The organism is Propioniciclava sp. MC1595, from assembly GCF_017569205.1.
GTDB lineage: Bacteria > Actinomycetota > Actinomycetes > Propionibacteriales > Propionibacteriaceae > Propioniciclava.
In genome coordinates this window covers 3114236-3139875 of record NZ_CP071870.1, presented here as the reverse complement: position 1 = coordinate 3139875, position 25640 = coordinate 3114236, and the positions used below count along the sequence as shown (strand labels likewise).

Sequence of the window (25640 nt, the reverse complement as noted above, 5' to 3'; positions counted from 1 at the left end):
GCTTCTAGTCTCCCTGACAATCGTGATGCTGGCGAGGGGTTTCATCCGTTTGGTCCCGATCGGGTGCGGCGCGCCCGGTGTGCTGGGCGGGATCCGTTTGCCAGACTGGGACGTCGTGAGAGGAGGCCCCGTGGCCCAGGCCCGCAGCATCGTCGTGCTCCACCCGACCTCGTACCGGGAGTCGAAGGTGGTGGGCGAGCACCTCCGCGACGGCGACGTCGTGCTGCTCGACCTCACCCGGCTGGACGGCGACGACATGCACCGGCTGGTCGACTTCGTCTCCGGCCTGGTCTTCGGCCTGCAGGGCAACATCGACAAGGTGACCGCCTACGTCATGCTGCTTGTCCCCCCGGGCGTGACCGCGATCGACGACGAGAGCCACCTCACCGGGTCCTTCTACAACCAGAGCTGAGCCCGCGGCGTCCACGCCCGAAGCCTCAACCCGATCCTGAGAGTTCCTTGGGAATCCTTTGACCTGTCCTCAGGCGTCCTGACACCCTCGATGCTGGCCACCCCCAGCCGATCGACAGTGAGGACGACCATGGTTTCGAAGCGACTGGTGGCAGGGGCGACCGCGCTCGCGATCGCGACCTGGGGCACGATCGTCGCCGGCAGCCTGGCGATGTCGCAGGCCGGCGCGACCGAGTACCCGGTGTGGGACCAGGTGGCCCAGTGCGAGTCCGGCGGGAACTGGTCGATCAACACGGGCAACGGCTACTACGGCGGCGTCCAGTTCTCGCTGTCGACGTGGGCCGCCTTCGGCGGGCGCGAATACGCCTACTACCCGCACCACGCCAGCAAGGAGCAGCAGATCGCCATCGCGCGGCGCACGCTCGCGGTGCAGGGTCCCGGCGCGTGGCCCACCTGCTCGGTGAAGGCCGGCCTCACCAAGGAGAACGGCGGCGCGGACCGCGACGCCCAGCCGGAGGGCGACGGCGGCTCGACGCCGGCCCCGGCTCCCAGCGACGAGCTCACCGTCAACGGCGACCTCGACCGCCCGACCATCATCGCGATGCAGAAGTGGGTCGGCACGACCCCCGACGGCATCTGGGGCCCGGCCACGACCCGTGCGCTGCAGGCCAAGGTGGGGGCGTCCGTCACCGGGTACCGCGACCGCCAGACCACCGTGCGCGTCCAGACCGTCGTGGGCGCCACCCCCGACGGCGTGTGGGGCCCGAAGACCACCAGCGCCCTGCAGCGGTTCCTGCTCGACGGCGCGGGCGGCTCCGAGCCGGCCCCCGCACCCGCCCCGGCGCCCGAGCCCGCGCCCGAACCGGCCCCCTCGGGCGGTCTCGAGGTCAACGGCATCCTGGACCGGGCGACGACCATCGCGATGCAGAAGTGGGTCGGCACGACCCCCGACGGCATCTGGGGCCCGGCCACGACCCGCGCGCTGCAGGCCAAGGTGGGCGTGTCCGTGGACGGCGTCCGCGGCCCGGAGACCAACCGCGGCGTCCAGCGCACGGTGGGGGCGACGGCCGACGGCATCTGGGGCCCGGCCACCACGCGTGCCCTGCAGACGTACCTGAACAACTTGGGCTGAGCGCTGCGGCCACGGGAGGAGGGGGTGACCCGGAGCGACCCCTGACCCTCCCCTTGAGCCGCTTCCCGGACGCCCCGCGCGGGGGGATCATGGAGCCATGACTGATCCTCAGGCCCAGAACTCGACGCCGGACCCCCAGGGCGGGAAGCCCTGGGTCAACCCCATGGACGCGCCCCCGCCGTTCCCGAACGCGGGGCCCTCGTACAACGCGTACGCCAACCCGTACACCTCCACCCCGAACCCGGGCTGGACGCCGTCCCCGAACTACGCCACCGGCCCCCAGCGCACCTCGGCCGACGAGCGCATGTGGGCGATGCTGGCCCACCTGTCCGCCCCGATCGCCGCGGTCGTCTCGGCCGGCTGGCTCACGATCGTCGGCCCGCTCGTGGTCTACCTCACCCAGAAGGACCGCTCGCACTTCGTGCGCAACGCCTCGGCCGGCGCGTTCAACTTCACCCTCGCGATGTGGCTGGTCAGCCTGATCGGCTGGATCCTGACCTTCACCATCATCGGTGCGATCGTCGGTGTCCCGATGATCCTGATCGGCGCCTTCGGCTCGATCGTGCTGGGCATCGTCGGAGCCATCAAGTCGTGGAACGGCGAGTCCTACACCTACCCGTGGCAGCTGAAGGTCCTCAACTGACCTGACCTGACACACCCCGCAAGACGGCCCGCGGGCTCACCTCGGAAGGTGGGCCCGCGGTGCCATGCGTGGACCGTGTTGCGGGTGCCGTACGCCGGCGAGTTCCAGCAGGCGCTGCACCCGGTAGCGGTGCCCGGCGTACGGCTGCAGCAGTTCCTCGGCAGCGTCGTCGTCGGTCTGCTCGCCGACCAGGGCCCACCCGATGCTGCGGGCGACGTGGTAGTCGCCCAGGCTCACCGCGTCGGCGTCGCCGTGGGCGCGCTGCCGCACCTCCGCGCTCGTCCAGCGCCCGATGCCGGGCACCGAGCGCAGCCGGGCGTCGGCGTCCGGCGCGCCGAGCGTGCGCTCGAGGCCGGACGCCACCCGCGCGGCCCGCTGCAGGGTCACCGACCGGGCATGGTCGACCGGCAGCTGGAGCCATTCCCACGACGGGATCGCCCGCGCCTGCTCGGCGGTGGGGGACAGCCGCAGCCCCAGATCGGCGCCCGGCCCGGGGGCAGGGACGCCGTACCGGCGGACCAGCCGGCGCTGCGCACCGAAGGCCTCCTGCCCGGTCACCTTCTGCTCGATGATCGCAGGGAGCAACGCCTGCCAGACCACCCCGCCGCGCCCGACCCGCCAGTGCCGGTGGGCGTGCCAGGCGCGGGCCAGCACCGGGTGCCCGGGCAGCGGCTCGAAGCCGGCCGGGTCGTCGTCGGCGCCCAGCAGCGCGGGGAGGCTCGCCAGCGCCCAGTCGGCGCCCTCGCCCCACGCGGCCGCCTCGACCACGCCCAGCCCCGCCCGCGGCAGCACCCGGAGGGTCGCCGGCCCCGCCGGGGTGTGGAGCGCTCGCCAGTGCCGGCCAGCCTCGTCGACACGGTAGGTCGGGTCGCCGGCGCCGCGTCGCCAGGTCGACCAGATGGACGCCACCGGACAGGGCCAGGCGGGCGTCCAGGTGCGGGTGCGTTCGGTCATGTCGACGGCGTGGCCCGGAAGGCCCGCCGGGGCGTGGGAACGCTGCCGCTGTGGGCCGGGTTGTCCAGGTCGCGCAGGCGCCCGGCCGCCTCCAGCAGGGACGCCGTGGCCGCCCGGTCGTCGTCGGCCCGGCCGTCGGCCACGGGGTAGCTCGGCGGGACGTCGCGCGCGACCAGGTCGGTGTAGTGCGGCCAGTTCTCGCGCACGTCGTGCAGCAGGTCGCCGAGGCCCGCGGTGGCGGTGCGGTAGCGGATCCAGCGGTGGTTGTCCCAGTCGAAGGACTCAAGGAGCGCAGCCCCCTCCTCGCCGCGGCGGGCGACGTCGGCGACCACCTCGGGCGGCATGGTCAGGTGCAGGCCCCCCGCGTCCTCGGGGATGCGGACCTCGACCACCCGGTCGCGGTTGCCAGCGGCGGGGACGGTCAACGCGTCGCGCCAGTCGACCAGCACGCCCAGGATCGCCTCGACGAACTGGCCCGCCCCCGTGATCGGGCGCACGCGGCCGAGGATGCCGGAGTTGTTCGTCACCGGACGGAACGCCACCGTGTCGGGGAAGTCGGGGTGCGGCGCCTCGAGCGTGACCCCGAAGGTCGGGTGGCCGGGCAGGGGCGCGTCGAAGAACTCCAGCGGGAAGTTCGAGGTCAGCCCGCCGTCGGAGAACCACACCTCGCGGTAGGCCCAGTTGCCCTCGGCCCGGTAGCGGTCGAGCACCCACATCGGGACGGCGCTGACCACGCCGGGGAACGACAGGCTGAGCCGCACGCCGACGACGACCGGCACGTCGGACGGGTGGGGCAGCTGGCGCAGCCGGGTGCCCGGGTGGTGTGGGCAGTGGTCGGGGATGGGCGTCGGCTCGCCGTCGATGCGCTGGCGCTGGGGGTGGGCCGGCTTCGACGCCTCCTCCAGCGCCGCGACGACGCGTGGGGGGAACCACCCGGCCCAGCACGTGGGGCACCAGTGGAAGATCCGCGTGGTGAACGGGAACGTGTAGGGCCGCCGCAACGACAGGCAGGTCGTCATCACCTGCAGGTCGACCCGCGGGGAGAACGCCTCGAGCTCCACCGGGTCGACCACCCGCTCGGCGCTGCCCAGCCGGAGCCGCCGGTGCTGCTCGACCGCCTCGGGGCCCCAGAGGTCGCCGAACGTCAGCACCCGCCCGGCGGGGAGCCCGGCCACGGCGTCGAGGGTGTCGGTGAGCCACTCCGTGAGCGCCCCGCCCGGCTCGGTGCCCTCGGCCGGGTCGGTCAGCCCCCGGACCAGCCCGTACCCGTTGTCGACCATGCGCTCGACGCCGACCCGGACGAACCACCACAGCGACGCGAGGGCGACGATCCCGGCCAGCAAGACAGCCAGGAGCGTGCCGGCGACCAGGGCGGCCCACGGGGCGGCGCCGCCCCACGCCCAGACCGCCAGCCCTAACCCGACCCCGGCGGCCAGGCACAGGACCAGGCCGGGCCCGAGGCGTCCGGACGTGCCGGCCACCGCGTGCCGCAGCGCGGGGCCGACCTTGCCGCCGACCCCGCGCCGGTCGACCAGGGCGAGCACCGCCGCGAGGTGGTGGCGTAGGTCGTGCCGCGGCGCGAACAGCCCCGGCAGGCCGTGGGCCAGCGTGTCGGGCATCGTGTGCAGGAGCTCGAACCCGGTCGGGCCGTCGCCCGCGGGTACGTGGCCACCCGCCCGCTCGTGGCGGTCGAACTCGGCCGCCGCGGTGAACGCGGCCGCGATCGCGCCGGCGGAGGCGCCGCCGATGCGCACGAAGCGGTGCCGCCGGGCCAGCCGCGTGACCAGGTGGGGGTAGACGATGCCGCTCGTCACCCCACCCTTCATCACGAGGTCGCAGGGGGTCGGGGTGGTCATGCGCGAAACCCTACGAGCAGCCGCCGACAAAGAGAACGCCCCCTGCGAGGATGGGCGCATGCCCACGCTCACCCACGTCTGCGTCGTGCACGCGCTACTGCCCGACGACGGCCACTTCGGCGCCACGGCGATCGACAAGCGGCCGGTGTCCGGCCCGGTGCAGGTCAACCGGCTCAACGTGCGCGGCGACGTGCAGGTCGACCGCAAGCACCACGGGGGCCGGTTCCGCGCCGTCTACGTCGTCGCCGACGAGGACGCCGCCGTCATCGAGGCCGAGCTCGGCCGTGCGATGCCGGTCGGGTGGATGGGCGAGAACTTCCGGGTGACCGGAGCGGGGTCGCTCTCCGACGTGCTGGTCGGCGAGCGCTGGCGGGTGGGCGGGGCCGAGATCGCCTTCACCGAGCCGCGGGTCCCGTGCGCCACCTTCGCCCGGTTCGTCGGCGAGCGCGGGTACGTCAAGCGGTTCACCACGCTGGGGCGTCCGGGCGGGATGTGCGAGGTGCTCACGCCCGGCCCCGTCGAGGCCGGGCAGGCGATCGAGGTCGTCCACCGACCCGCACACGGGCTCACCCTCGGGATGGCGTTCGCGAACCGCTACCCGCCGGACGTGGCGGCGGCGTTCCTCGCCGAGGTGCCCGAGGCCGACATCACGCCCGACGTGCTCGCGAAGGCGAGGGCATCGCTGGCCTGACGTGGCCCGGTGTGGTCGGATGGGTCCATGGGACGGCAGGACTGGCAGGACATGCTCAAGCACCGCGTCTCGCGGGTGGCGCACGGGACCGGACGGCGTCCGGTGCTGCAGGCGGCCTACGGCGGGTTGATCGGGGTCGAGTCCGCGGCTGCCGCCGCGTGGGCCGGACGCCGCGGGCGCGGCCCGGTGGACCCCGGCACCCTCACCCTGGTCGTCAAGACCTTCGAGCGGCCCGCCGTGCTGCGGCGCATGCTCGCCAGCGTGCGGAAGGTGTTCGCGGGGCCGGTCGTGGTCGCCGACGACAGTCGCACCCCGGGACGGGTCGACGACCCTCGCACCACCGTGCTCGCCCTGCCCTTCGACACAGGCATCGGGGCCGGCCGCAACGCCCTGCTGGACGCCGTCGAGACCCCGTACGTGTTCATGACCGACGACGACATGGTGCTGCTGCCCGACTTCGATGTCACCCGGGCCATCGACTACCTCGAGCGCAACCCGCAGGTCGACGTGGTCGGCGGGCGGGTCGTGCACCTGCCCCTGTGGCGCACGGCCGACTACTCCTCGGCCGCCCTGTACGCCCAGCGCGGTGAGCCCAAGGTGCGGCAGGGGACGCTCATCGACGGCCTGCCCGTGGCGTACAAGGTGCCCAACTTCTACATCGCGCGCACGGCCTCGGTGCGCTCCATCGGCTACGACGACCGGCTCAAGCGCGTCGACCACAACGACTTCTTCACCTCCGCCTACGGCCGCCTGGTCTGCGTCGTCGACCCGGCGATGGTGTGCCTGCACGCGCACTCGTACTTCGACGCGCACTACCAGGGATTCCGCATGAACACCGCGGCCGACCTGGCCTGGATCGCGCAGAAGTGGGGCGGCCACGATGCGAGCCTGCCGACCGCCGAGGGCGGGCTCACCGCCGGCCAGCGCCTGGCGTTCCACCACGCGGCGGTCGAGGTGGTTGCGCGCGACCTCGGAGTGACGGTGGTGCACGGGGGCGGGCCCGACAGCGAGGCCGTTCGGATCAGCGTCCCCGGCGATGCGGAGCCGCTCCTGGCCGTGCTCGGCACGATGGGCTGGCGTGGCTCGCGGGGCCACCTCACCCACCCGCTGTGGGGCGACCTGCAGGTGCACCCCGCCGGCGAGGGCGTGGCCGACACCGCCCCCGCCAGCTTCACCGGCATCACGGGCCTGGCCGTGGAGGCCGGGCGCTGGCCCGTGCCCGAGGCGGGCGGCGACGTGGGCGGGCCCGCGGCGTCCGGGATTCGTCGCTCGCCGCGTGCGGGCTGGCTGGACGCCGGCGAGATCGTGCTCGCCGCGGCCCTGCCCGCCGGGCCGGTGCTGACCCTCACCTCGCCGGGTGACCTGGTCTTCGCCGGCTTCGGTCCGGGCCGCCGCCCGGCCGACGAGGTCGTCGCCGAGGTGCTGGCCGCCTTCGACGACCCGCCTGCCGACGCGGCCGAACAACTGGACGGTTTCGTGCGCCTTCTCGTGGAGCAGGGGCTGCTCGAGCGCTAGCCTCGGGGGTATGGGGGACGCAGCGGGGGCGGCCAAGCAGGCCGCTGACAAGGGCAAGGACGCCGCTCGGACGATCGAGGGATCGAGTGCGTACCAGTGGCTGGTGAAGGTCGGGCTGGTGTTCTACGGCATCGTCCACCTGCTGGTCGCGGTCACGGCCGTGCGCATGGCGTTGGGCCTGCGCGGCTCGGACGAGGAGGCCTCCAACACCGGGGCGCTCCGCTCGCTCGCCGAGACGCCGCTCGGGGCCGGCCTGCTGTGGGTCGTGGCCGCCGGCTTTTTCGCGCTGGTCGTGTGGCAGGCGGTGACGGCGCTGATCGGGTTCCACGAGTTCGACGGGTTCAAGCGGGTCCGCAAGCGCCTCTCGGCGGCCCTGCGTACCGTGCTGTACGGCTACCTCGGCGTGGCTGCGGCCCGGATCGCCTCGGGCCCCGACGTCGAGGACGGGGAGGACGCCCAGGAGTCGCTGTCTCAGGGACTGCTCGGGCTGCCGTTCGGGCAGGTGCTGGTGGGCATCGTCGGGCTGGCCGTGCTCGGGTACGCCATCGCCCAGGTGAGCAAGGCGTTCCGCACGTCGTTCCATGACGAGCTCGACACCACCCTCACCGGCGCCAAGCTGCGCCTGACCCAGGCCGGCTTCGTCGGCAAGGGCATCGCCATCGGCATCGTCGGCGCGCTGTTCCTGTGGGCGGCGCTGGACGCCGACGCCCAGAAGGCCGGCGGCCTGGACAAGGCACTGCAGCAGGCGCTGCAGCAACCCCTCGGGATGTGGCTGCTGCTGGCCCTGGCCCTGGGCATCGGCGCCTACGGCATCTACTGCTTCTTCTGGGCCAGACACCCCAAGCACGCCTGACCGGACGACGCCCCACACGGGTCCGGGTGGGGCGCGACTCAGTCGTCCAGCTCGCACCGGATCGCGGTCGCCCAGTCGGGCACCTCGGGGGCCTCGTCCCCCCGGCGGAGCAGCAGGGCCACCACGACCGCGCAGCCGGCGGGCGGCGTGGCGGGCCACGGCGTCCACCCATCGGTCAGGACCACCGCGAGGGTCGGGCGCGGGCGCACCTCCTCGAGTGCGGCCATCGCCGCCCGGAGGTCGGTGCCGCCGCCCCCGTGCAGCACGGCGTCCCGGGCCCGGCGCACCCGGGTGACCGCCTGCACCGCCGCGTCGCAGGCCAGCACGGTGACCGACGACCCGGCCACCCCGAGGGCGCGCAACGCGCCGTCCACCTCGCCGAGGGCACGACCCAGCAGCGCGTCGTCGACCGAGCCCGAGGTGTCGACGACCATCGCCACGGTGGGGTTCGGACGCCGCCAGCCGGGCAGGAACATGCCGGGCGTCGAGGCCGCCCGGCGGTTGGGGCGGGTCCAGGTGGTGTGGGTGCGCCCCGACGTCCAGCCCACACCGCGCCGGACGGCCTGGGCGAGCAGCTGCTCCCAGGGCAACGTCGGCTCGGTCATCCGCCGCACCCACCGGGCGGCCTCGCCGGGGGTGTCGCCGCGCCCGCCCTTGCGGCCGCGGTACTCGATCGCCACCACCTCGCGGACGCCCTGCGCGTGGCCGGCGTCCACCAGGCCCACGTCGGCCTCGGGCGGAAGCTCCCAGGGGCGGGGGAGTCCGTCGACCGAGCTGCCGTGGCCGTGCTCGCCCTCGGGGGGTTCCTCGGGCTCGGGGTCGCCGGCGGGCAGGCGGGTGAGGGTGGCCCAGTACTCCTCGGCCGGACGCCCCGGCGGCAGCTTCCCCGGGTGCCCGGCGCGCAGCGCCCCGGCGTTCGCGACCAGGTCGGCGGACGCCACCCCCTCGGGGGACAGCGTGTCGAACAGGGCCAGGTCGGTCGCCCGGTGCCACGCGGCGCCCGTGGCCCGGTCGACCCCGACCGAGCGGGCCCGCCCGGCGTGGTCGAGCAGCAGGTGCCAGAGCTCATGGGCCAGCTCCCGGGCCAGCGCCTCGACCTCGATCGACGCCGCCCAGTCGGGGTTCACGTACAGCCGCCAGTGCTCGTCGGAGGCGATCCGCGGCACCTCGGTCGTCTCGACCGTCACCAGGGCGTAGAGGCCGCGGGCCAGATAGGGCAGACGGGCCCCGGCGTCGGCGATCAGCCAGAGCTTGGCCGCGGCGACCGCGTCACCGGCGCGCCGCACGGCCGGTCCCCGTCCCGCCCGAACCCGTGGCGCCCGGGCCGGGCCCCGCCCCCGGCAGCAGCCCGGCCAGCGCCAGCACCGACGCGAAGACCTTCACCTCGGGCGGCAGGGCGGCGCCGGCGGGCCGCGTGCGCAGCAGCGCCCGGACCGCCGGCACCGCCGGGTCGACGCCCGCCTGGTCGGCCGCGGTGCAACAGGCTACGACCGCGGCCGACCACGCCTGCGGCGTCCCGGCCTGGGTGGCCGCGCCCACCACGCCCTGCAGCGTGACGTACACGTGGTCGGCGCGGGCCCCGGTGAACCAGGCGCCGGTGGGGTCCTCGAGGAGGGCCCGGCTGTCGGGCAGGTCCTGCGCGGCGGCCCACGCGAGGAACTCGTGGGCCGCGGCCCCGCCGACGCACCCCGCGACGAGCAGCCGCACGACCGCGTCGGACGCCTCGACCGCCCGGGCGAGGGCGACGAGCCGGGCCGCGTAGTCCCAGGTGCGGGGCGTCGGGAACGCCCGGCCGCGGTCGACCGCGGCCTTCGGGACCGAGCTCAGCTGGCTCGACCGCGCCCGCAGGAACCCCGAGACCAGCACCCGCTGCGCCAGCAGGTGCCGGTCGAAGTCGTCGGGCAGCGCGTACACCGGCATCGTCGGCCACGCGCCGGTGACGAGCGCCTCGGAGTAGACCTCCAGGGGCAGCTCCCAGTCCAGGTGCACGAACCGGGACGCCGTGGGCGCGGCCAGCTCCCACCCGGCCGCGGCCACGTCGGCGGGGTTGGCCGCGGCGAGGAAGCTCACGGTCGGCGGCAGCTGCAGGGCGCCCACCTCGTAGTGGGTCAGCGGGCGCAGCGCGGCCGCCTGCAGGGCCGGTGAGGCGGTCGAGAACTCGTCGAAGAACGCGATCGCCGGGCCCGCGTGGTCGCGCAGGCGCACCGCCCAGGCGGGCGGGGCCAGGTCGACCCGGCCGTCGACGAGCACGGGCAGCCCGGCGAAGTCGGAGGGCTCGTAGTGGCTGATGATCAGCGTCTCGACGTGCCACCCCGCGGTGCGGGCCGACTCGATCGCCGCCGTCTTGCCCTGCCCGGGGTCACCCCACAGCAGCGCCGGGATGCGGGCGGACACGCAGATGCCCACCGCCTGCAGGAGGTTCTCGTAGCCGGTCCGGTTCATCGGGGTACCTCCAGGTGGATGGTGGGCGTGCGGGTGGCGGAGAGGTGGGCCACGGCATCCGGGGCGGTGCCGTGGCGGGCGAGCGCGAGCGCGGCGGTGACGGTGTCGACCGCGAGGCCGCGCTTCGCCGCGAGGCCGACGGTGCGGGCCACGGCCGCCGGGGCGGGGGCGCACCGTGGGTCGAGCGCGGCGTGCGGGTCGTGGCGGTACAGCTCGACCAGGTCACGGACCGCGGGCGTGGTGCCCGACTCCTGCCAGCGGCCCAGGACGGTGGCGGCCCGCGGCACGTCGACGCCGGTCTCGGACGCGTACGCCTTCGCGTGGACGAGGTCGTAGGCGTCGCCGGCGAACACGCGGTCGATGGTGGCGAGCGGCACGCCGGCCTCGACCCAGGCCAGCCGTTCGTCGGGGCGCCGGGCGTCGCGGGGCGTCCGGTGCTGGGCTGCCCAGGCCAGCACGACCGGGCCGTGCGGGACGAACTTCTCCAGCACCGCCCACTCGCGCGGCGCGTAGAGGTGGGCGACCACGACGTGGGTCGGGATCGGGATGCCGGTGGGGGACAGCTGGCGGCACAGCTCGGGCACCAGCGCGAACGGGACGCCTGCCGCCCACAGCCGATCGGCCGCGTCGGGCTCGGCGAGCAGCCCCTCGGCCGCGGAGCGCGGCATCGGGTTGGTCCCGCCGGCGGGCACCGCGAACCCGAGGGCCTCGACGGTCGCGGCGAGGCGTGCGGGGCTGGAGCGCCACGCCTTCGCCCAGTGGCCGAGCGAGCGCAGGTGCTCGGCCGCCTGAGCGGCGGTCGGCCAGGTCTCCTCCTCGCACCCGCAGCCGGCGGCGGGGGCGAGCGCCGCCCAGTGGGCGGTGCCGACGTTGACGACGTCGGCGGGCCGGGTGCGCAGCGTGTGCTCGAGGAGGCCCCACGCCGCCGGCAGGTCGTGGTCGGCCAGCTCGACGCAGGTGAGGTGGCCGCCCAGGGCGACGCCGATGCGCTCGAGGTCGAGGTCGTGGGGGGTGGTGAGCCGGCCGTCGGCGTCCACCGTCACGTCGTGGACGGTGGGTTTGCCCCGGGGGGCGGTGCGGCAGTTGACCCTGACGGTCAGGCCCTCGGGCGGCACGATCGAGGGGGTTCGCGGCTCGTCCATCGGCCCACCTCGTTTCGAACAGGCGTTCGCTGGGGCATCGATCAAACAACATCGATGGGATTCGCGTCAAAGAGCCCTGTGGGATGGCGTGTCACGCCACCCCACAGGGCCCGGTGGATCAGGCCTCGGTCTCGTCGACGAGGGCGCGGTAGACGTCGCGGCGGGCGCTCGTGAGCACCTCGGCCAGGCGCTCGCGCTGGGCGTCGGACGCCGTGCGCGCGGCATGGCGGACGGCCTCGACGAGGTCGCGGGTCAGGGCGTGGAGGTCGGGGCCGGCGGCGTCCGCGGCGTCCCGCTGGAACGGGTTCGGCCAGGTGGCGCGGCTCTCCTCGACGTGCTGGACGCCGGTGGGGGTGAGGCTGGCGAGCTTGCGCCCGTCGGACTCGGCCAGGGTGACCAGGCCCTCGTCGGAGAGCACGGCCAGGGTGGGGTAGATGGCGCCGGGGCTGGGGGTCCAGCGACCCTCGGAGCGCTCGGCGATGGTCTGCATCAGCTGGTAGCCGTGCATCGGCTCCTCGGCGAGGAGCGTGAGGACGGCGGCGCGCACGTCGCCGCGCTGGGCGCGTCGGCCGCGGCCTCGTCCGCCACCGTGACGGTGGCCCTCGCCACCGCGTCGGGGGCCTCCGCGGCCCTCGTGGCGTCGCCCGCGGCGCGGGCCCTGGGGGTTCATGTCGTTCATGTCGGGGTTCATGGTGGTTCCTTCCGGTTGTCGTTCACCATGACAGTAACGATATATCAAAGCATGTCACGATGCAAACTCAAGCCCTCGGCGCGTGTTGCACCAACCACCCGAAAGGGTGCTGACAAGCGACGATGCCGCCTCCTAGCGTGTTTCGGGAGGCCACACGTGCCGTGTGGCTGCCAACCCGAAGGAGAGCCAGATGTCCTCGTTCAACCAGGACCCGTATCGCCCCGTGGGTGACCCGACCGTGACGTCGACGAGCGAGACGGGGGAGCGCGCCCGCGCCGCCGCCGACTCGATCGCAGGCCCGGCCGGCGACGTGAAGGACACCGCGGTCGCCGCGGGGAAGGACGTGCTCGAGACCGCGAAGCACGAGGCCGGGCAGGTCGTGGGGGAGGCCAAGACCCAAGGTCGCCGGCTGCTCGACGAGTCCGTCGGTGAGCTGCGTGGTCAGGCCGAAACGATCCAGGCCCGCCTCGCCGACACCGTCCAGGCGCTGACCGACGAGCTGTCGGCCATGGCGTCCGCCCCCGACGCGAACGGCCCGCTGGCCCAGTTCGCCGGCAGCGGCCGCGACCTCGGTGACCGCGCCGCCGCGTGGCTGCGCGACAACGACCTCGACCAGGCGCTGCACGGCGTCCGTCGGTACGCGGCGCGCAACCCGTGGGCGTTCCTCGCGATCGCCGGCGGTGCCGGCCTGCTCGCCGGACGCCTCGCGCGCGGCCTCCGCGACGCCGACCAGCCCGACGAGGTCGGCACCTACCGCCGCCAGGCGCTCGGCACGACCGAGACCTACGCCTACGACCGCGTGAGCGATACGGGCACCTACCCCGCCACGACGTTCCCCGAGCCGACCCTCGACCCCCGGGGCGACGCATGACCGAGCAGATCCCCGTGGGCGGCGGGTCGCACGCCGCCCCCCGGACGCCCGCGGACCGCGCGCTGGCGCAGGCCGTGGACGCCACGGGCACGTACCACGGTGAGGACGACCCGCGCTCGCTGGGCGACATCGCCAGCGACCTGCTGTCGGACGCCTCGACGCTGATCCGCCAGGAGGTGGACCTCGCCAAGGCCGAGCTCCAGCAGTCGGCCACCCGCGCCGGCAAGGGTGCGGGCCTCATGGGCGGGGCCGGCGTGGCCGGGGGGTTCGCCCTCCTGTTCGCCTCCCTCGCCGCATGGTGGGGCATCGCGGTCCTGATCGGGACCGTCGACAGCCCGGCCCTCGGCTGGTCCGGCCTCATCATCGCGGTCGTGTACGCGATCGTCGCGCTCGTGCTGCTCTCGATGGGCAAGGGCGAGTTCAAGCGGGTCAAGGGACTGCCCCGCACCGCCGAAACCGTCAGCAAGATTCCGAACGCCGCCACCGGCAACGAGGAGAAGAACCGATGACCAGCAACCCGGACGACATCCGTCGCGACATCGAGCGCACCCGCGCCGACCTGAGCCACAACGTGAACGCGCTCGCCGACCAGGCGAACCCGGCCAACATCGCCCGCCGTCAGGTGGACAGGGTGACCGGTGGGGCGCGCGACCTCAAGACCCGGATCTTCGGCGACCCGCACGACCCGTGGGACGACGGGGCCGTCGGTGACGTGCAGCACCGGGCCGCCGGCGCCATGGAGGACGCCCGCGTGGCCGCCGCCGGCGCCGTGGGGGATGCCAAGGACGCCGTGCAGGACGCCCCCCGCCAGGTCCGTCGGCAGACCCAGGGCAACCCGCTCGCCGCGGGCCTCATCGCCTTCGGCCTCGGCGCCCTCGTGGGTGGTGCGGGAGGATGAAGTCAGGAGGTGAGGGATGAGCACGTATGTTCGGCCGGCTGAGGCCATGGTCGTCGAGCGCCGCCACGTCGAGGCACACGACCGCGACGGGGCGACGGCGCTCGTCGAGGAGCTCTTCGGCTCGCAGTGCACCTGCAGCGGTGAGGGCGAGACGCACTTCTCGCTGACCTCCGCGACGGCGGGCCCGCTGCGTGCCGACCACGTGTCCTCCTCCCTCGAGGTGTCCCGGGTGGTCGACCCGGCACCCGGCCTCACGATCCTGCACACCGTGCGGGGCACCAGCACGCTGAGCGTGTGGGGGGAGGAGCACGAGGTCCGCCCCGGCGACTCGGTGCTCACCCCGGTGGGCGTCCCCACCTCCCTGCACTGCCGCGGTTTCGAGAAGATGTTCCTCACGATCCCGTTCGACCGGGTGGCGGCGGTGGCCGAGCGCACCACCGGCTGCCGGCCGGGCGGGTTCCGCTTCACCGGGGTCCGGCCGGTCTCGGCCGCCTGGCACCGGCACTGGGTCGGCATGCTGCGCTACGTGTTCGCCACGCTCGCGGCGTCCGGCAGCCCCGCGGCCCACCCCCTGGTCAACGACCAGCTCGTCGAGTCGGCCGCGCTCACCACCCTCAAGGCCTTCCCCAACACGGCGCTCGCCGTGCCGCGCACGCGGTCGGCGCGGGTCAGCCTCGCCACGGTCACCCGCGCCGAGGCGTACATGGAGCAGCACGCGGCCGACCCGATCTCCATCCACGAGGTCGCGGACGCCGCGGGCACGGGCGTGCGCGCGCTCCAGCAGGCGTTCCAGCGTCGCCGCGGCCTCTCACCGGCCGCCTTCCTCCGGGCCACCCGCCTGGCGCGCGCCCACGACGACCTGGTCGCTGCGGACCCCGAGGGGACCACGGGGATCGACGACATCGCCCGGCGCTGGGGCTTCCCCAACCCGCGGCGGTTCGCCGCCGAGTTCCGGGCCACGTACGGCTGCTCGCCCACGGAGGCGTTCGGGTCAGGCTGAGGGCGTCGTCACGCCTAGTCAGTTGGGAATAGTAGTCCGGTCGACAGATGGAACACCGACCTTGCGTCGGGGTATCCTGACGTCGATCGGGGGGATACATGCGACGTCCGGAACTCACGGAGTTCGACACGCGCGACCCCGAGCGCGCCCGCGCACAGATCGAGCAGGCGTACGCCAGCCACCACTTCGCCGTCACCGACGACGAGGACGGGTTCGAGTACAAGCACCGCCGCATCGACATGGGTGGGGTGCGGATCGATCGACTGAGCCACACCTCCACCCTGGAGCTCGCCGTGGACGCACCCGGTTACCCGATGGTTGCCCGCGTTCTGTCCGGTCGGCTCACCAGTACCACCGAGGGCGTCCCGCGTGAGCTCGGCGCCGGTGACGTCTGCCTGGTGGCGCGACCCCAGGGCCACCACGTCCATCGCCTGTCCTGCGCCACCCTCGAGGTGGTCAGCGTCGACCCGCGGATCTTCGCCCGGCTGGACGCGGCCTCCGTGGAGCGCCTCGACCACCTGGGCGTCGATCCCCTCGACGCCTCGGCGGCACAGGTGTGGGCCCAGGCCGTCGCGTACGTGGCCAAGACCACGGCCGACGACGTGGCCGGCGAGAGCCCGCTGGTGCTGGCGCAGGCCGGGCGCCTGCTCGCCGCGACCCTGATCGCCCTGTTCGACCGTGAGGAGGGCGCGGGCGTCCCGTCGGAGGCGAGCTCCACCTCCGAGACCGTGCAGCGGGCGGTGGAGTTCATCGAGGCCGACCCGACCGCCGACATCGGCGTCGAGGACATCGCGGCGGCCAGCCACGTGACCGCCCGCGCGCTCCAGTTGGCCTTCCGCCGCCACCTCGACACCACCCCGATGGCCTACGTGCGGCGGGTGCGACTGCAGCGCCTGCACCAGGAGCTTCGTCACGCCGATCCCGCCGACGGCGCGACCGTGACGGCCGCAGCGGCACGGTGGGGCTTCCAGCAGATGGGGCGCCTCAGTGCGCAGTACCGCGACCTGTTCGGGGAGTCCCCCCGGGACACCCTCCGCCGGCCGTAGGGCTTCGTTCTCGTCGGTGTGACCGTTCGTTCGGCGTCCTATCGCCGCCCCCAGTGCATGCGTGAGGCTGGATGCACGTCCTCATCACGGGGGTGAGTGACACCAGAGCCGCGTTGCGAGGAGGCGACATGATCCACGGAAGTGCACGTACCCAGAGCCGGTCCCACGGTGCGGTCCTGCCGCTGCGCCGGACCGTCCGGGTGGCGCTCGTCGACGACTGCGAGGTCGTGGCCCTGGGCCTGCGCCAGCTGCTGGGCGCGCACCCCGACATCGAGGTCGTGGGCGCCGGAGGCATGGCCGAGCGCACTGCCGACGTGCTCCTGTTCGACCCGTGGTTGCAGCGCGACGGCGAGCCGGATGCCGGCCCGCTGCCCCAGGGGCGCGGCGCGCTGGTCGTCTACACGTGGGACACACGCCGGGCCCCCGCCGAGCAGACCCTGGGCCAGGGCGTCCGCGGGTGCCTGTCCAAGGCCCTCTCCGGTGACGACCTCGCCAAGGCGCTGCGCCGGATCTCCCGCGGGCACGTCGTGGTCGCGTGGGGCGTGGACCCCGCCGACGACGAGGGGACGGCCGCCGAGCGCGCCGGCCTGAGCCCCCGCGAGACCGAGGTCCTCGGCCTGATCGGCCGTGGCCTCACCAACGAGGCCATCGCGCAGACACTCTTCCTGAGCCCGAACTCCATCAAGTCGCACATCCGCAGCGCCTACCGCAAGATCTGCGTCGAGCGCCGCTCCCAGGCCGTGAAGTGGGTGCACGAGCACGGCCTGCGCCTGGACACGCTGGCACTGCCCGGTCCGGCCGCCTGATCCACCCCTCGCACCGGGCACGCCACCCCGGACACCAGAACCCGCACCGCATCCTCCCTCCGCGGTGCGGGTTCTGCACGTCCGGGGCAAGCGCAGGTAAAACAACGCAAAGTCCCAAGAAACCTCTTGACTCTATGTGGGTTTTGGTTGACGCTGGTGCGCAGTGGACGGAGTCGTCCACCCCGGGCGCACCGCAGCGGCCGGTTTACCCACGGAGGACGGCAGGACGCTCACTGAACCTCGCGTCGACACGCCGAAGGGCCCCGGCGCACGGGCCCAGGTCCAGAAGTTCGGCACCTTCCTGTCGAACATGGTCATGCCCAACATCGGCGCGTTCATCGCCTGGGGCCTCATCACCTCGCTCTTCATCGAAGCCGGCTGGCTGAACCTCGCGGCCGGCGGCACCCTCCCGGCCGACAGCTGGGTCGCCCAGCTCGGAGGCTGGGGCACTCGCATGGTCGACGGGGAGGAGGTCGCCAACACCGGCATCGTCGGCCCGATGATCAGCTACCTGCTGCCGCTGCTGATCGGCTACACCGGTGGCCGCATGGTCTACAACGAGCGTGGCCCCCGCGGTGGCGTGGTCGGCGCGATCGCCACCATGGGCGTCATCGCCGGTACCTCGATCCCGATGTTCATGGGCGCCATGATCATGGGCCCGCTCGGCGGCTGGACGATGAAGAAGATCGACGCCCTGTGGGACGGCAAGATCAAGCCCGGCTTCGAGATGCTCGTCGACAACTTCTCCGCCGGCATCTGGGGCGCCATCCTGGCCGTGGCCGGCTTCTTCGCCCTGAGCCCGGTCGTCACCGGTGTCAGCACCGCGATGGGCGCCGGCGTGCAGGTGCTCGTGAACAACGGCCTGCTGCCGCTGACCTCGGTGCTCATCGAGCCGGCCAAGATCCTGTTCCTCAACAACGCGATCAACCACGGCGTCCTGACCCCGCTCGGCCTGGCCCAGTCGCAGGCCACCGGCCAGTCGATCCTGTTCCTGCTCGAGGCCAACCCCGGCCCCGGCCTGGGCATCCTGCTGGCCTTCATGCTCTTCGGGAAGGGTGCGGCCAAGGCCTCGGCCCCCGGCGCCGCGATCATCCACTTCCTCGGTGGCATCCACGAGATCTACTTCCCGTACGTGCTGATGAAGCCCGTCATGATCATCGCCGCGATCGCCGGTGGAGCCAGCGGCGTCCTGATGAACGTGCTGTTCAACGGCGGCCTGCGCTCCCCGGCGGCCCCGGGCTCGATCATCGCGGTCTACGCGTCGATCACCCCGCAGGGCATCGTGGGCGTCACCATCTCCTGGATCGTCGCGGCCGCGGTCTCGTTCGCCGTCGGCGCCCTGCTGCTGCGCCTGTCGAAGGACAAGGGTGAGGGCGACCTCGGCGCCGCCACCGCCTCGATGGAGTCGATGAAGGGCAAGAAGTCCTCCGTCTCCTCCACCCTCGCCGGCACCGGCGCCGCCGCGCTCTCCGGCCCGGTCCGCAACGTCGTGTTCGCCTGCGACGCCGGCATGGGCTCCTCGGCGATGGGTGCCTCGGTGCTCCGCAAGAAGATCCAGGACGCCGGGTTCAGCGACGTCAAGGTGGTCAACCAGGCCATCGCGAACCTGACCGACTCCTACGACATCATCGTCACCCACAAGGACCTGGCCGCCCGGGCCGCCCCCCTCGTGCCGTCGGCCGCCCTGTACACCGTCGACAACTTCATGGGCAGCCCCGTCTACGACGAGGTCGTGGAGGCCGTCAAGGCCGCCAACGCGCCCACGGCGTCCGACGCCCCCGCGAAGCCGAAGCGCAAGAAGAAGGCGCTCGACCCGAACGTGCTGCCGCGCGAGGCCGTGCGCCTGGGTCTGATCGCCGCTGACAAGGAGGACGCGATCCGGATGGCCGGCCAGACCCTGGTCGCCATCGGAGCGGCCGATGAGGGCTACATTGACGGCATGCTCGAGCGCGAGACCCAGGTGTCGACGTTCATGGGCAACGGCGTGGCGATCCCGCACGGCACCAACGAGAGCCGTGGCCACATCAAGCGTGCGGCGCTCGGGTTCCTGCAGTTCCCCGGTGGGGTCGACTGGAACGGCAAGACTGCTTATGTCGCGATCCCGATCGCATCGAACTCCGACGAGCACGTGGGCATCCTGAGCGCCCTCGCGACGGTGCTCGCCGACAAGTCCAAGGCCGAGCGGCTGCGGACGACCACCAGTGTTGACGAGGTGCTGGACCTGCTGGCACCGGAAGAGGATTGATGACATGAAGGCACTCCGTTTCTACGCGCCCGGCGATGTGCGGCTGGAAGACGTCCCCGAGCCGGTCTGCGGGCCGGACGAGGTCAAGATCAAGGTCAAGAACTGCTCGACCTGTGGCACCGACGTGAAGATCCGCAACAACGGACACGTCAACATCACCCGCGTCACGACCATGGGCCACGAGGTGGCCGGCGAGGTCGTCGAGGTCGGCGCGGACGCGCTGGGTGGGTTTGCCGTCGGCGACCGCGTCCAGGTGATCGCGGCCGTGCCGTGCGGCGACTGCCACGAGTGCAACAAGGGCTGGATGGAGGTCTGCGCCAACCAGACCTCGGTCGGCTACCAGTACGACGGCGGCTTCGCCGAGTACATGATCGTGCCGAAGGAGGTGCTGAAGGTCGACGGCCTCAACCGCATCCCTGACGGCGTCGGCTACGACGAGGCCTCGGCCGCCGAGCCGTTCGCCTGCGCGATCAACGCCCAGGAGCAGCTCGGCATCGAGGAGGGCGACTTCGTCGTCGTCTTCGGCGCCGGCCCGATCGGGTGCATGCACATCCGCATCGCCCGCGGCGTCCACAAGGCCGGCACCATCGTGCTCGTCGACATCAACGCCGAGCGACTGGCCATGTCGGCCGAGGCGGTCCACCCCGACCTGACCATCGACGCCTCGTCGGTCAACGTCGTCGAGGAGGTCATGCGGCTCACCGACGGTCGCGGCGCCGACGTGATCATCACCGCCACCCCGGCCAACATCAACCAGGAGCAGGCCATCAACATGGCGGCCCGCAACGGCCGGATCTCGTTCTTCGGCGGCCTGCCCAAGACCAACCCGATGATCGAGTGCGACAGCAACCTGGTGCACTACCGCCAGCTGCACATCCACGGCGCCAACGGGTCGGCCCCGGCCCACCACAAGCGCGCGCTGGAGTACATCTCCACCGGTCAGATCCCGGTCAAGGACCTGATTACGCGCCACGTGCCGCTGGAGAACGTGCTCGACGCGTTCGACATCGTCGCCAAGGGCGAGGCCATCAAGGTGACCGTCGAGCCCTGACCCTGAGTTGAGTGTCCGCCGTTTGCGGCCTGTCGTTCGTGCGCCATGGCGTGCGTCCGGCAGGCCGCATTCGGCGTACAGGGGTCAGGGGCGCGGACGCCGCTCGTGCAGTTCCCTGACCCGCCGGGCGAGGTCGGGGTCGGGGCCGTCGACGTGGGCTTGGGGGACGATCGTCGTGATGGGGAGGGTGGCCACGGGTGCAGGCGGGAACCCGAGGTCGGTCAGCCACTCTCCCAGCTGCTCGGACGAGGACGCGTAGACGATGCGGCCCAGCCCGACCCAGCCGTGCGCGGCGGCGCACATCGTGCAATGCTCGCCGGAGGTGTAGACGGTGGCTTCTGCGCGCTCGTAGGGGGTCAGGTGGGCGGCGGCCCAGCGGGCGATCGCGAACTCCGGGTGCTGGGTGTGGTCGCCGCCGGCGACATGGTTGTGGTCCTCGAACAGGGTCTCGCCCGTGGCTGAGACCAGGACCGACCCGAACGGTTCGTCGCCTGCCTTGAGTGCCTGCTCGGCGAGGTCGACGGCTCGGGTCAGGAACGTGCGGTCGGTGTCGGTGATGGGCATGGTCAGTTCCTGTTCAGTTGAGCTTCCAGCGAAGCGGTGACGGCCTCGAACTCGGCCAAGGCAGCTGTGAGGTCCTCGACGATCTCGCGAGCGATGACGTCGGGTGAGGGCAGGCTGTCGAGGTCGGTCAGGGAGTCGTCCTTCAGCCACGTGATGTCGAGGTTCGCCTTGTCCCGGGCGACCAGTTCGTCGTAGGTGAAAGCACGGAATCGCTCCGACTCAACGCGTGTCAGCCGCGACCGGCCAGGCGCGTAACAGGTCACGAAGTCATCGAGATCAGCTCGACGCAGCGGATTCTGCTTCAGGGTGAAGTGCTTGTTGGTGCGCAGGTCGTAGACCCACAGCTTGTCGGTCCACGGCTCACCGGGCCGTGCCTGTCGCTTGTCGAAGAACAACACGTTCGCCTTGACGCCCTGGGCGTAGAACAACCCTGTGGGCAACCGCAGCATGGTGTGCAGGTCGAAGTCAGCCAGCAGTTTGCGGCGGATTGTCTCGCCCGCTCCCCCCTCGAACAACACGTTGTCGGGCAGCACCACGGCGGCCCGCCCGTCGGTGTCGAGGATCGTCATGATGTGCTGCAGGAAGTTGAGCTGCTTGTTCGACGTCGAGGCGGCGAAGTCCTGCCGCTCGATCGCCGCGTCCTCTCGGGACTCGCGTCCGTCGGCACCGATGGTGGCGAGCGACGACTTGCGGCCGAAGGGCGGGTTGGAGAGGACGACCGACCAACGGCGTCCGGGGTCGGCGGTCAGGGAATCACGCACATCGATCTGTGCCTCGCCCGAATAGGTGCCGATGCCGTGCAGCAGCAGATTCATGGCCGCCAGGCGAGCGGTGCCGTCGACGAGTTCGTAGCCGTGGACGAAGTCGTCGCGCAGTTTGTCGCGTTGGGTGGGGGTCATGGACGCCGCATCGCGAGCCGCGTGCTCGTGGGCCACGAGCAGGAACCCGCCGGTTCCGCAGGCGGGGTCCACCACGCTGTCGGCCACCGTCGGGTCGATGACGTCGACCATCGCCTGGATGAGCGGGCGAGGGGTGAAGTACTGGCCCGCCCCCGACCCCTTGTCGGAGGCCCCCTTGGCCAACAGGGACTCGTACGCGTCCCCCGTGATGTCGGTGCCCGTGCCCGTCCAGTGCTCCTGGCCGATGAGGTCGTGGACGAGGCGCTGCAGCTTCGCCGGGTCCTGAATGCGGTTCTGCGACTTGCGGAAGATGGTGCCGACGACGCCGGGCTCCTTGGCGAGGTCGAGGAGCATCTGGGTGTAGAGCACCTCGAGTTCCATGCCCGAGGCGTCCAGAAGGCGCTGCCAGTCGTACTTCTCCGGCAGGATGCGCTCGGGCGCCAAGCGGCGGGTCGCGCGTTCGTGGGCCATCTTGAGGAACAGCAGGTACGTCAGCTGTTCGGTGTACTCCAGCACGCCCACCCCGTCGTCGCGCAGGACGTCGCAGTAGGCCCAGAGCTTGTCGACAAGGCGGCGGGAGTCGGTCACAAATCGATCCTAGGGTGAGTTCGTCGGACTCGCCCCGCACCCCTGTCAGCCTGCGTGCCTACAATCCGTTCCCAGTGACTCTCGACGTGAGGAGGTGGTCGCATCACCGAACAGTACCGACCGGCTGTAGCGTCCACAGAGGCTGAAGTGGACACCGTCGCGTTCGTCGGGAAGCTCAGGGCCGTCGATCTCGACACCCACCGGCTTCAGGTGACGGATGACACGGGCACGAAGGTCGCGCTGGCCAAGGTCGTCGATTCGGAGACCATCGGACGCCTGCTCAATCAGTACGTTGCCGTGTTCGGCACGCCCGTTCGGGATGACAACGGAAACCTCAAGGCCATCCACGGAGCGCGCGTCGAGCCGGCTCTCGCCTTGCCGCAGGGGGTTGGCTTGGGGGTCCAGGGTTGGGTGAGCCTCGGAGCGCTTGCGGAGGGCCTCGTTGGCCCCAGCTTGCGAGGGATCCCAGATGTCACCGATGACGAGGCAGAGTCATTCCTCACTGCGATTGGCCTCCGATCGTCCTGGGCGCTGTCCTGCACGGGGACGCTCCCTGCGAGCATCACTGACAACGGATCCGACGTTCCCACTCAAGCTGGCAAGAGTCAGCGAACTTCCAAGTGAGAGGGGGATGAAGTTGGAAGTTTCCCCGTCAGGCACTCACTCTCATCGTCACTCCTCACTGTCATGAGTGACAGGCAGAGTGACAGCGAGAGAGCCCCTCACAGCGTCTCGAAGAAGTCCTCGTCCAAGCGACAGAGCGTCACCGTCTGTTCCGCTTGGACGCCGACGCCATGGGTCACGAGCAACTGGGCGAGGCGGCGGGCGTCGATCAACTCAATGCGCGCACTGAAGCGGTCGGCCTCCGTGCGCGCCCCGTCCGTGAAGCGTGACGTCGTGATGTACGCGCCGCGGTCGCCCTGCTTGCCGAGCAGGGCGCCGGCGAACTCGTGGATCCGTGGCCGGCCGATTGGACGGTCGACTGCGCAGTGCTTGGCCTGCACGTAGATACGGTCGAGGCCCAACGGGTCCTGGCTGATGATGCCGTCGATGCCCGCGTCCCCGGACGCCGACGTGCGCTCCAGCTGCCCCATCCGGTTGTCGCTCCGCCCGTACCCCATCGCCCCGAGCAACCGGATCACCAGTTCCTCGAACGGGGTCGGGGACAGCGCCAGCGCCGCCTTGAGTACCTCGCCCTCGATGACGGCGCGGTTGGCCGCGATCGCCTCTGCGACCAAGTCACTCGGATTCTTCGGACGCCTCGGGGTGGGGCTCACCTGCCGGGCCGGGTGTCGCCGATGCCGTGCGCGTCTCAGCGGTGGGGCCTGTCCTCTCGCGCTTGCGTTCGGTGAACTCGACGAAGGAGGGAATGCCTCCAACACCTTGTTGTCGATGCGTTCGGGATGGGCCCGCAGCGCGGCCCGGCCCTCGTCGGTGATCGTGATCTGGCCGCGCGTGGGTCGCGTGACGAGCCCGGCCTGGTTGAGGTAGGTCATCGCCCAACCGACGCGAGCACGGGGCGCATGCAGGTCTGGTAGTCCGGAATCATCGCTCTCCTTGGAGCTTTGGCGGCTCCTGTGCGGCTGATGGACGTGGCCGGGTGCCTCGCCCTTCACATGACCAGACCTAGTTGGTGATAGACCTCAAACGGGTCTCGCCAGGGCACTCCCATGGCGTCACAGGCGTCCGGAATCATCACCCGCTTCTTCGATTCGGGGCGCGGCTGTTCCCGAGTCACGAGTTCATGTCCGCCCGAGTGAGCTTGGGCCACGAGCAGATAGTCCGCCGCCGCGAGGAACTCACTCCGAGCCGCTTGGGTGTAGCCCCGCTGCGGGCTCATCGCCCAGGTGGAGAGGTTTCCCATGCTCGTCACCGCAGCTTGGTCAGGAGCTAGCCAGAAGCCCGTCGGTAGACCTTTTGCCCACGCGGCCAGTGGGTCTTGGCCGGCCACAAGTTCGTCGCGGACAGCCTCGATGGATGCGACCGTGCCGCCCTGGTGCTGTTGGGTCAGCCAGGACCAGAATGTCGGGGCCAGCGCCGGAGCGTAGTAGGTCCGTGCCGCCTCGATGAATACGTTGGCGTCGAGCAGGAACATCAGCGACCCTCCAGACGGCTGGCGTACTCGTCGAAGAGTCGAGGGGAGCTGAACGCCATGAGCCGCACGGCATCCGTCACCGGCGTCGCCCCGCGACGCGTCTCGGAAATCAACGCGCGAGACAACCGCTCGCCGATGCGGAACGGCTGATTGTTGTAGAAGTCCCCTCCGGGCGTTCGTTTCGTCTCCCCCAAGAGGGTCAGCAGTCGATCGACTTCATCACGGTAGGCGGTAGCGAAGCCCTCTTGGGGGACCAGACGCACATCTCGCAGCCTGATGAGGACGACCAGGGTGGAGCAACGGTAGTAGGAGGCGAGCCGCTCAAGCTCCTGGGTACGTGGGGCAGTCGCATCGAACCGGATCACGAGGTCGTCGCGGGGGACGGCGATCTCGGCGGCCACCGTGTCGCACCAGCGCTCGATGTCGGTGGTTGCTTCCTCCAGAGGTTCCCCGCCGACACTGACGCCGGAGTCGCCATGCCACACGTGCGCGAACTCGTGCAGAAGGGAGAAGACTTGTCCGGCCTTGGTGTCGTTCGCGTTGACGAAGACCAAGGGAGCGGTCGCGCTCCTGAGGGTGAACCCCCTGAACTCTTCGCGGTCGAGGAGGCGATGTGTGTTGTTGCCCACCATGGAGGAGAGGACTGCCAAGCCCCCCAACGCTTCGAACGCGCGAACGAGGTGCTTGCGCGCTTCGTCGTTGGAACGCAGCTTGCTCCGTTCAGGAAGGTCGTAGCGGAGGGCGGTTCGGATCAACGCGGCCGCGTCGGTGGGCTCCATGCCGCGCGCGGACCCCACGAACGCCAGCTCGTCCTCGCCCCAGCTGGTCAGATAGTCCTCGAACCAACCTTGGCGTTGCTGGTTGAGATGGATCGTGTCCAGCAACTCTTGGCTGGGTTCAGCGATCCCGGCTCCTGTGACGCGGAAGTCAGGGATGGGGAGTTCGACTGTCGGCGGGGTCTCCAGGAGCAGCATGCCGAAAGGCACGTGGGTGTACGCAGCGAGGTCCTGAGCCTGTTTGACGGTCGGGTGGACGTCCTCCGCCACCCATCGGTCCCAGGCCGGGAACCGCCGACGCATGGCCTCGTTGTCGTGGCGACCGCGCTGTTGGGCCCACTCCAACACCGGCCGGCGTACGGCGACGCGAGCGATGGCCATGCTGTCTCACCTCCCTTCCCTCAAGTCTCGCAGACCCTTCAGACAGGATGACGGGTGACCCGCACGAGCGCATCGACCGACCTGTTCTCG

26 protein-coding genes and 1 pseudogene are annotated in these 25640 nt (G+C 71.8%); 15 read left to right on the top strand and 12 right to left on the bottom strand.

Features of this window, described 5'->3' with window-relative positions; translation table 11 throughout:
- Positions 1-130 precede the first annotated feature (130 nt).
- From J4N02_RS15200 to J4N02_RS15190, 3 genes are all read left to right on the top strand, one after another.
- Positions 131-412: a cell division protein SepF gene (locus J4N02_RS15200; protein ID WP_182818119.1), complete on the top strand. Its 282-nt coding sequence runs from the start codon at positions 131-133 to the stop codon at positions 410-412.
- 129 nt (positions 413-541) lie between these two features.
- Positions 542-1543 (top strand): transglycosylase family protein, encoded by a 1002-nt coding sequence (locus tag J4N02_RS17225; RefSeq protein WP_188333480.1) that lies wholly within the window; start codon positions 542-544, stop codon positions 1541-1543.
- Positions 1544-1640: 97 nt separating this feature from the next.
- Positions 1641-2186 carry a DUF4870 domain-containing protein gene (locus J4N02_RS15190; protein ID WP_208091010.1) on the top strand — a complete coding sequence of 182 codons (546 nt, stop codon included), beginning with the start codon at positions 1641-1643 and terminating at the stop codon, positions 2184-2186.
- A gap of 36 nt (positions 2187-2222) precedes the next feature.
- On the opposite strand, the gene J4N02_RS15185 is transcribed toward J4N02_RS15190, so the two are convergent.
- Together J4N02_RS15185 and J4N02_RS15180 are read right to left on the bottom strand one after the other, a co-directional pair.
- Complete coding sequence (locus J4N02_RS15185; RefSeq protein ID WP_188333479.1) at positions 2223-3140, bottom strand: DNA-3-methyladenine glycosylase; 918 nt, start codon at positions 3138-3140, stop codon at positions 2223-2225.
- Positions 3137-4996: a patatin-like phospholipase family protein gene (locus tag J4N02_RS15180; RefSeq protein WP_182818122.1), complete on the bottom strand. Its 1860-nt coding sequence runs from the start codon at positions 4994-4996 to the stop codon at positions 3137-3139. The genes J4N02_RS15185 and J4N02_RS15180 overlap by 4 nt, the downstream gene beginning before the upstream one ends.
- Positions 4997-5054: 58 nt before the next feature.
- On the opposite strand from J4N02_RS15180, the gene J4N02_RS15175 reads away from it, so the two are divergent.
- From J4N02_RS15175 to J4N02_RS15165, 3 genes are read left to right on the top strand one after another with little or no spacing between them, the layout of a single operon-like run.
- A complete protein-coding gene (locus J4N02_RS15175) occupies positions 5055-5687 on the top strand; it encodes an MOSC domain-containing protein (protein ID WP_182818123.1) in 633 nt (210 codons plus the stop codon).
- 27 nt (positions 5688-5714) lie between these two features.
- Positions 5715-7202: a glycosyltransferase gene (locus tag J4N02_RS15170; protein ID WP_182818124.1), complete on the top strand. Its 1488-nt coding sequence runs from the start codon at positions 5715-5717 to the stop codon at positions 7200-7202.
- A 10-nt stretch (positions 7203-7212) separates the two neighbouring features.
- Positions 7213-8055 carry a DUF1206 domain-containing protein gene (locus tag J4N02_RS15165; protein WP_188333478.1) on the top strand — a complete coding sequence of 281 codons (843 nt, stop codon included), beginning with the start codon at positions 7213-7215 and terminating at the stop codon, positions 8053-8055.
- 38 nt (positions 8056-8093) lie between these two features.
- Here J4N02_RS15165 and J4N02_RS15160 read toward each other — a convergent pair whose 3' ends face one another.
- The 4 genes from J4N02_RS15160 to J4N02_RS15145 form a co-directional block, all read right to left on the bottom strand.
- Positions 8094-9341 (bottom strand): DUF2201 family putative metallopeptidase, encoded by a 1248-nt coding sequence (locus tag J4N02_RS15160; protein ID WP_188333477.1) that lies wholly within the window; start codon positions 9339-9341, stop codon positions 8094-8096.
- Positions 9325-10497 carry an AAA family ATPase gene (locus J4N02_RS15155; protein ID WP_188333476.1) on the bottom strand — a complete coding sequence of 391 codons (1173 nt, stop codon included), beginning with the start codon at positions 10495-10497 and terminating at the stop codon, positions 9325-9327. The genes J4N02_RS15160 and J4N02_RS15155 overlap by 17 nt, the downstream gene beginning before the upstream one ends.
- Positions 10494-11639, bottom strand: a complete 1146-nt coding sequence (locus J4N02_RS15150) for a hypothetical protein (protein WP_188333475.1) — start codon at positions 11637-11639, stop codon at positions 10494-10496. Before J4N02_RS15150 ends, J4N02_RS15155 begins: the two co-directional genes overlap by 4 nt.
- A 118-nt stretch (positions 11640-11757) precedes the next feature.
- Positions 11758-12330, bottom strand: coding sequence for a PadR family transcriptional regulator (locus J4N02_RS15145; RefSeq protein WP_188333474.1), 573 nt, complete (start codon positions 12328-12330; stop codon positions 11758-11760).
- Positions 12331-12520: 190 nt separating this feature from the next.
- On the opposite strand from J4N02_RS15145, the gene J4N02_RS15140 reads away from it, so the two are divergent.
- The 8 genes from J4N02_RS15140 to J4N02_RS15105 all read left to right on the top strand — a co-directional run bounded on the left by J4N02_RS15140 (position 12521) and on the right by J4N02_RS15105 (position 20247).
- Entirely contained in the window at positions 12521-13201 is a 681-nt protein-coding gene (locus J4N02_RS15140; RefSeq protein ID WP_188333473.1) for a hypothetical protein, read from the top strand.
- A complete protein-coding gene (locus J4N02_RS15135; protein ID WP_188333472.1) occupies positions 13198-13710 on the top strand; it encodes a phage holin family protein in 513 nt (170 codons plus the stop codon). Before J4N02_RS15140 ends, J4N02_RS15135 begins: the two co-directional genes overlap by 4 nt.
- Positions 13707-14099: a DUF3618 domain-containing protein gene (locus J4N02_RS15130; RefSeq protein WP_188333471.1), complete on the top strand. Its 393-nt coding sequence runs from the start codon at positions 13707-13709 to the stop codon at positions 14097-14099. The genes J4N02_RS15135 and J4N02_RS15130 overlap by 4 nt, the downstream gene beginning before the upstream one ends.
- A gap of 16 nt (positions 14100-14115) precedes the next feature.
- Positions 14116-15099: an AraC family transcriptional regulator gene (locus tag J4N02_RS15125; protein WP_188333470.1), complete on the top strand. Its 984-nt coding sequence runs from the start codon at positions 14116-14118 to the stop codon at positions 15097-15099.
- Positions 15100-15197: 98 nt separating this feature from the next.
- A complete protein-coding gene (locus J4N02_RS15120; RefSeq protein ID WP_188333469.1) occupies positions 15198-16145 on the top strand; it encodes an AraC family transcriptional regulator in 948 nt (315 codons plus the stop codon).
- A 128-nt stretch (positions 16146-16273) separates the two neighbouring features.
- Positions 16274-16951: a LuxR C-terminal-related transcriptional regulator gene (locus tag J4N02_RS15115; RefSeq protein WP_188333468.1), complete on the top strand. Its 678-nt coding sequence runs from the start codon at positions 16274-16276 to the stop codon at positions 16949-16951.
- A gap of 163 nt (positions 16952-17114) precedes the next feature.
- The gene (locus J4N02_RS15110; RefSeq protein ID WP_309224414.1) at positions 17115-19196 is read left to right on the top strand and encodes a PTS mannitol transporter subunit IICBA; all 2082 of its coding nucleotides are present in this window, start codon (positions 17115-17117) and stop codon (positions 19194-19196) included.
- Positions 19197-19200: 4 nt separating this feature from the next.
- Positions 19201-20247, top strand: a complete 1047-nt coding sequence (locus J4N02_RS15105; protein WP_188333467.1) for a zinc-dependent dehydrogenase — start codon at positions 19201-19203, stop codon at positions 20245-20247.
- Between the two features lie 84 nt (positions 20248-20331).
- On the opposite strand, the gene J4N02_RS15100 is transcribed toward J4N02_RS15105, so the two are convergent.
- Both J4N02_RS15100 and J4N02_RS15095 read right to left on the bottom strand, forming a co-directional pair.
- Positions 20332-20811, bottom strand: coding sequence for a nucleoside deaminase (locus J4N02_RS15100; protein WP_188333466.1), 480 nt, complete (start codon positions 20809-20811; stop codon positions 20332-20334).
- Between the two features lie 2 nt (positions 20812-20813).
- Positions 20814-22298, bottom strand: coding sequence for a class I SAM-dependent DNA methyltransferase (locus J4N02_RS15095; protein WP_188333465.1), 1485 nt, complete (start codon positions 22296-22298; stop codon positions 20814-20816).
- 147 nt (positions 22299-22445) lie between these two features.
- Between J4N02_RS15095 and J4N02_RS15090 the strand changes: the two genes are divergently transcribed.
- Positions 22446-22922 carry a hypothetical protein gene (locus J4N02_RS15090; protein ID WP_188333464.1) on the top strand — a complete coding sequence of 159 codons (477 nt, stop codon included), beginning with the start codon at positions 22446-22448 and terminating at the stop codon, positions 22920-22922.
- A 98-nt stretch (positions 22923-23020) separates the two neighbouring features.
- On the opposite strand, the gene J4N02_RS15085 is transcribed toward J4N02_RS15090, so the two are convergent.
- The 4 genes and pseudogenes from J4N02_RS15085 to J4N02_RS15075 form a co-directional block, all read right to left on the bottom strand.
- Entirely contained in the window at positions 23021-23536 is a 516-nt protein-coding gene (locus J4N02_RS15085; protein ID WP_208091009.1) for a restriction endonuclease, read from the bottom strand.
- 183 nt (positions 23537-23719) lie between these two features.
- Positions 23720-23914, bottom strand: a pseudogene (locus J4N02_RS17490) (winged helix-turn-helix domain-containing protein); the annotation flags it as partial.
- Positions 23911-24393, bottom strand: coding sequence for a DUF4411 family protein (locus J4N02_RS15080; protein WP_188333462.1), 483 nt, complete (start codon positions 24391-24393; stop codon positions 23911-23913). The gene J4N02_RS15080 and the pseudogene J4N02_RS17490, both read right to left, overlap by 4 nt.
- Positions 24393-25550 (bottom strand): ImmA/IrrE family metallo-endopeptidase, encoded by a 1158-nt coding sequence (locus tag J4N02_RS15075; RefSeq protein ID WP_208091008.1) that lies wholly within the window; start codon positions 25548-25550, stop codon positions 24393-24395. The genes J4N02_RS15080 and J4N02_RS15075 overlap by 1 nt, the downstream gene beginning before the upstream one ends.
- Positions 25551-25640: the final 90 nt, after the last annotated feature.

What these genes read in the sequence shown, in the direction of transcription:
- J4N02_RS17225 (WP_188333480.1), top strand. Translation starts at nt 542, where the DNA reads ATGGTTTCGAAGCGACTGGTGGCAGGGGCGACCGCGCTCGCGATCGCG.
- J4N02_RS15190 (WP_208091010.1), top strand. Translation starts at nt 1,641, where the DNA reads ATGACTGATCCTCAGGCCCAGAACTCGACGCCGGACCCCCAGGGCGGG.
- J4N02_RS15185 (WP_188333479.1), bottom strand. Translation starts at nt 3,140, where the DNA reads ATGACCGAACGCACCCGCACCTGGACGCCCGCCTGGCCCTGTCCGGTG.
- J4N02_RS15180 (WP_182818122.1), bottom strand. Translation starts at nt 4,996, where the DNA reads ATGACCACCCCGACCCCCTGCGACCTCGTGATGAAGGGTGGGGTGACG.
- J4N02_RS15175 (WP_182818123.1), top strand. Translation starts at nt 5,055, where the DNA reads ATGCCCACGCTCACCCACGTCTGCGTCGTGCACGCGCTACTGCCCGAC.
- J4N02_RS15170 (WP_182818124.1), top strand. Translation starts at nt 5,715, where the DNA reads ATGGGACGGCAGGACTGGCAGGACATGCTCAAGCACCGCGTCTCGCGG.
- J4N02_RS15165 (WP_188333478.1), top strand. Translation starts at nt 7,213, where the DNA reads ATGGGGGACGCAGCGGGGGCGGCCAAGCAGGCCGCTGACAAGGGCAAG.
- J4N02_RS15155 (WP_188333476.1), bottom strand. Translation starts at nt 10,497, where the DNA reads ATGAACCGGACCGGCTACGAGAACCTCCTGCAGGCGGTGGGCATCTGC.
- J4N02_RS15150 (WP_188333475.1), bottom strand. Translation starts at nt 11,639, where the DNA reads ATGGACGAGCCGCGAACCCCCTCGATCGTGCCGCCCGAGGGCCTGACC.
- J4N02_RS15145 (WP_188333474.1), bottom strand. Translation starts at nt 12,330, where the DNA reads ATGAACCCCGACATGAACGACATGAACCCCCAGGGCCCGCGCCGCGGG.
- J4N02_RS15140 (WP_188333473.1), top strand. Translation starts at nt 12,521, where the DNA reads ATGTCCTCGTTCAACCAGGACCCGTATCGCCCCGTGGGTGACCCGACC.
- J4N02_RS15135 (WP_188333472.1), top strand. Translation starts at nt 13,198, where the DNA reads ATGACCGAGCAGATCCCCGTGGGCGGCGGGTCGCACGCCGCCCCCCGG.
- J4N02_RS15130 (WP_188333471.1), top strand. Translation starts at nt 13,707, where the DNA reads ATGACCAGCAACCCGGACGACATCCGTCGCGACATCGAGCGCACCCGC.
- J4N02_RS15125 (WP_188333470.1), top strand. Translation starts at nt 14,116, where the DNA reads ATGAGCACGTATGTTCGGCCGGCTGAGGCCATGGTCGTCGAGCGCCGC.
- J4N02_RS15120 (WP_188333469.1), top strand. Translation starts at nt 15,198, where the DNA reads ATGCGACGTCCGGAACTCACGGAGTTCGACACGCGCGACCCCGAGCGC.
- J4N02_RS15115 (WP_188333468.1), top strand. Translation starts at nt 16,274, where the DNA reads ATGATCCACGGAAGTGCACGTACCCAGAGCCGGTCCCACGGTGCGGTC.
- J4N02_RS15105 (WP_188333467.1), top strand. Translation starts at nt 19,201, where the DNA reads ATGAAGGCACTCCGTTTCTACGCGCCCGGCGATGTGCGGCTGGAAGAC.
- J4N02_RS15100 (WP_188333466.1), bottom strand. Translation starts at nt 20,811, where the DNA reads ATGCCCATCACCGACACCGACCGCACGTTCCTGACCCGAGCCGTCGAC.
- J4N02_RS15080 (WP_188333462.1), bottom strand. Translation starts at nt 24,393, where the DNA reads ATGTTCCTGCTCGACGCCAACGTATTCATCGAGGCGGCACGGACCTAC.
- J4N02_RS15075 (WP_208091008.1), bottom strand. Translation starts at nt 25,550, where the DNA reads ATGGCCATCGCTCGCGTCGCCGTACGCCGGCCGGTGTTGGAGTGGGCC.